Origin of the sequence: Arthrobacter sp. H41, from assembly GCF_000520535.1 — a bacterium.
Lineage (GTDB): Bacteria > Actinomycetota > Actinomycetes > Actinomycetales > Micrococcaceae > Arthrobacter_D.
This window is the reverse complement of the sequence record NZ_KI914844.1, coordinates 2834-6149: the sequence shown is the minus strand read 5'-3', so window position 1 is coordinate 6149 and position 3316 is coordinate 2834. Positions and strand designations below refer to the sequence as shown.

The following is a 3316-nucleotide window of genomic DNA, read 5'->3' as shown; positions in this document are numbered from 1 at the left end:
CACGACGGCGGGGCCGAGATCCTGCGCAGGCGGTTCACCGGCGGCACTGAGCACTGTCGCCCCGCATGCCACGGGCAGTCCGACGGCAAGGACTCCGATGAGCCACTTGTTTCCCGGAAATGACCTCATGCCGTCCAGTATGGCCGCCCTTCATGAGATGGAGATGAGAATCACGGCGAAACGGTGGCCGTGGTGGCCATCTTCAGCACGGGTGTGCCGTCGACGTCGTCGATGCTGAGGTCCACCTGGATCCGGGCGAAGTCCGCGAGGGAAGCGGCATGCGTGCCGCCGCACGGAATGCTCACTGCTCCCTCCGGAAGACTGCATTCCCAGTGCCTGCGGTCCGTGAGCAGATCGCCGTCGTGCCGAACGGTGATCGGTCCGCCGAACGCCACCCACTGCCCGAGGAGCCGATTGACCGACGCGCCGATCGCCCCGGGGTCGAGATCCTCGCTGACGAATCCCTTGCGCCGAAGGGAACGGCCCAGCCGGTAGGTGTCGGTCGACGAGTTCTCCCCGATGCGCGAGATGTCGATGGCGACGGCGTCGAAGTCGGGGGAACCGAGTGCGTCGGCCGGGATGTCCTTCTTCCACCGGTCCGCCACTGCTGCGTTGAGGGCGAGCGAGGCGAGATGGCATGCGGTGTGCCCGGCGGACACGGCCCGTCGGTAGGTTCCATCCACTTCCACCGAGACCGGAGAGCCCTCCCGGGGCGCTTCACCGGCCAGGAGATGCGCCACCACGAAGGACCATCCCGCGGTCCCCTTCCGGACCGGCACATCGGATCCCAGGAACAACGCCGACCCGTCGGTTGCGCCCACCACGCACTCCTCGATAACCATCCGGCGCCCGCCGGACACCAGCACGGCGCGGTCTGCACCCTGGTCGGGCCACGCGGCATCGACCGGGTGGCAGGCTGTTTCCGCCAGCAGCACGGCAAACCTGCGGTCGGCGAGTTCCTCGACGTGGAGGACGGTCGACGACGACGCCACGGCTCCTGCTGCGTAGGTCACGGTGGTATCGATGGCGGGAAGTGTCATGGGGTTCCTTGCGTGAGTACGAGTTTTTCGAGGAGCGGCTGGGTGCGGTACGGGATGTGTTCGTGCAGGGCGAGCACCGTCTCTGTCCGGATCACACCCTTGATGCGCAGGACCGAGCGCAGGGCGGACTGCAGATGGTGGGTATCGGAGGCCGCGACCCGGCACCAGACGTCGCCCCGTCCGGAGATCTCATGGACCTCGAGCACCTGGTCGAGCTTCCGCAGCGAGCCGATCACTCCGTCCAGCTCGCGGTGCAGGACCTCGATGGTCACGAAGGCCACGACGTCGTAGCCGAGGGCCTCCAGGTCCAGTTCCCGGCCGTTGTCGCGGAGGATCCCGGCCCGCATGAGGCGCCGGACCCGGCTCTGCGCGGTGTTCCTCGCAATGCCGAGGAGGTCGGCGAGTTCACTGATCTGGATCCTGGGGTCCCGCACGAGCTCCAGCAGCAGCCGGGTGTCAAGGTGGTCCAGATTGCTCATGAAGCTCACTTTCCGGGAAATGCCTGCTCTTAAGTTGCGGTAGATGCTCATTCCAATCATAGAGGTGCGTTGTCCGGCGGCCGGAAGCCCCATGCTGGGATGGCCGGTGCAGCAGCCTGCCCGAAACGGCGATCCCCCAGCTGCCGGCGTCGAGCCCGGACCGGAGCCGGCCCCGAGACGAGTTCGAAGGAATACACATGAGCGTCCTGAACGAGCTGCGGATGCGGCCCTCCATCGCCGGCCGGTGGAGCTGGGACGCTTCTCTCGCCGCCCGCCTCGCCCTCGCCGTCGTCGTCATCTCCACCCTGCTCATCGGCGCCAACCTCGCGACGCCGCTGTACCCCCTCATCCAGGCCGACCTCGGTCTCTCCCCGTTCGCCGTGACCGTGGCCTTCTCCTCGTACGTGGTGACCCTGGTGGCCGGGCTCCTGCTCGCGGGCCACTGGTCGGACCATATCGGCCGGCGTGCAGCCCTGGTCCTCGCCGTCCTGCTGGGCCTGGCGGGTGCTGCGGTCTTCGCCGGGGCATCGTCCCTCGGGGCGCTCGCGCTCGGACGTGCACTGCAGGGTGCGGCCGTCGCCCTCGCCACCGGGGCCAGTTCCGCCGCGCTGCGGGACCTGCTGCCGCACCGGCCCGACTGGGCATCGCGCTTCACCCTGGTGGCCTCCAGCGGGGGAGTGGCGGCGGGCCCGGTCATCGGTGGGTTGATGTCCCTCCTGCCGGCGCCGACGCGCACACCGTTCCTCCTCTACCTAGTCGTCCTTGCCTGCCTCCTGGTGCCCCTGTTGTTCCTGCGCGCTCGCCCCGCCATTAAATCCGCCGCGGAAGCCCGGCCACTGGCGGCGCTGCGCCCCATGCGGCCGGCCGTCTCCCGGGCGGCCGTGCGAGCCTTCTGGACGGCGTCGTCGGTGGGTTTCCTGAGCTTCGCCGTGTTCGGTTTCACCCTGAGCCTCGCGCCCACATGGTTCGCGGGGATTGCCGGAACCACCTCACGACCCGTCATCGGGCTCCTGGCGGCCCTGGTGCTCGCCTCCTCCGCAGCGATCCAACTGGTGTCGCCGCGGGGCCGGTTCGTGGTGCCCCTCGGACTTTCCGCAATGGCGGGGGGAGTCGCGCTGTTGCCTGTCGCCGGAGCACTCGGAAGCCTGCCCCTCCTGGTCGCCTGCTGTGTGGTGGCCGGCGCGGGACAGGGGATGGCTTTCCGTGTGGTCTTCAACGAGGTGGCGCTCAAGGTGGAGCCCTCGCTCCACGCGCAGGTCATCAGCACCGTGTACGTTCTCACCTATCTCGGAAGCGCGGTGCCCGTCCTCGGCCTCGGAGCCGCGGTGGGGGTGTGGGGGCTCGACGCGTCGGTCGGCGGGTTCACCGCCCTCATCGCCGCGGCGAGCGCGATCCTGGCCGTGGTCTCCCTGGCCACGCGCACCCGGGAGACCTCGGAACCGTAGGCTGGTGCCATGACCTCATCTTCCCGCCCTCCGCATCCGGGCGTCGTCGTCGGGCTCGACATCGGCGGTTCGAAGACCCACGGCGTGCTGTGGCGCGATGGCGAGAAGACCGCGGAGGCAACCGCGGGCAGTGCGAACGTCCAGAACGTCACTCCGGTCCAGGCCTCCGGGAATCTGTTGTCGCTGTTCACCGCCCTCGGGAACCAGCCGGTTTCCCGGGTGGTCGCCGGTTCCGGCGGGGTGGACACCCCCGACGACGTCGAACGGCTCCGCGCCCTGATCGCGCCGCACGCGCCGGGGGCGAGTATCGAGATCCTCCACGACACCCGCCTGATCCTGGCGGCGGGGCGGG

General features: G+C 69.3%; 3 protein-coding genes and 1 pseudogene. 2 read left to right on the top strand and 2 right to left on the bottom strand.

Translation table 11 applies throughout. The annotated features are described in order from the left end of the window. Positions 1-170 precede the first annotated feature (170 nt). Positions 171-1040: an alanyl-tRNA editing protein gene (locus Y705_RS0116100; RefSeq protein WP_026533589.1), complete on the bottom strand. Its 870-nt coding sequence runs from the start codon at positions 1038-1040 to the stop codon at positions 171-173. Next, positions 1037-1519, bottom strand: a complete 483-nt coding sequence (locus tag Y705_RS0116095; protein ID WP_026533588.1) for an Lrp/AsnC family transcriptional regulator — start codon at positions 1517-1519, stop codon at positions 1037-1039. The genes Y705_RS0116100 and Y705_RS0116095 overlap by 4 nt, the downstream gene beginning before the upstream one ends. Positions 1520-1716: 197 nt before the next feature. Between Y705_RS0116095 and Y705_RS0116090 the strand changes: the two genes are divergently transcribed. Together Y705_RS0116090 and Y705_RS22555 are read left to right on the top strand one after the other, a co-directional pair. Beyond that, positions 1717-2964, top strand: coding sequence for an MFS transporter (locus Y705_RS0116090; RefSeq protein WP_026533587.1), 1248 nt, complete (start codon positions 1717-1719; stop codon positions 2962-2964). Positions 2965-2973: 9 nt separating this feature from the next. Continuing rightward, a pseudogene (locus Y705_RS22555) lies at positions 2974-3316 on the top strand (ATPase); the annotation flags it as partial.

Bases quoted from the DNA above. Each gene is read 5' to 3' on its own strand.
- Y705_RS0116095 (WP_026533588.1), bottom strand. From the start codon at position 1,519: ATGAGCAATCTGGACCACCTTGACACCCGGCTGCTGCTGGAGCTCGTG.
- Y705_RS0116090 (WP_026533587.1), top strand. From the start codon at position 1,717: ATGAGCGTCCTGAACGAGCTGCGGATGCGGCCCTCCATCGCCGGCCGG.
- Y705_RS0116100 (WP_026533589.1), bottom strand. From the start codon at position 1,040: ATGACACTTCCCGCCATCGATACCACCGTGACCTACGCAGCAGGAGCC.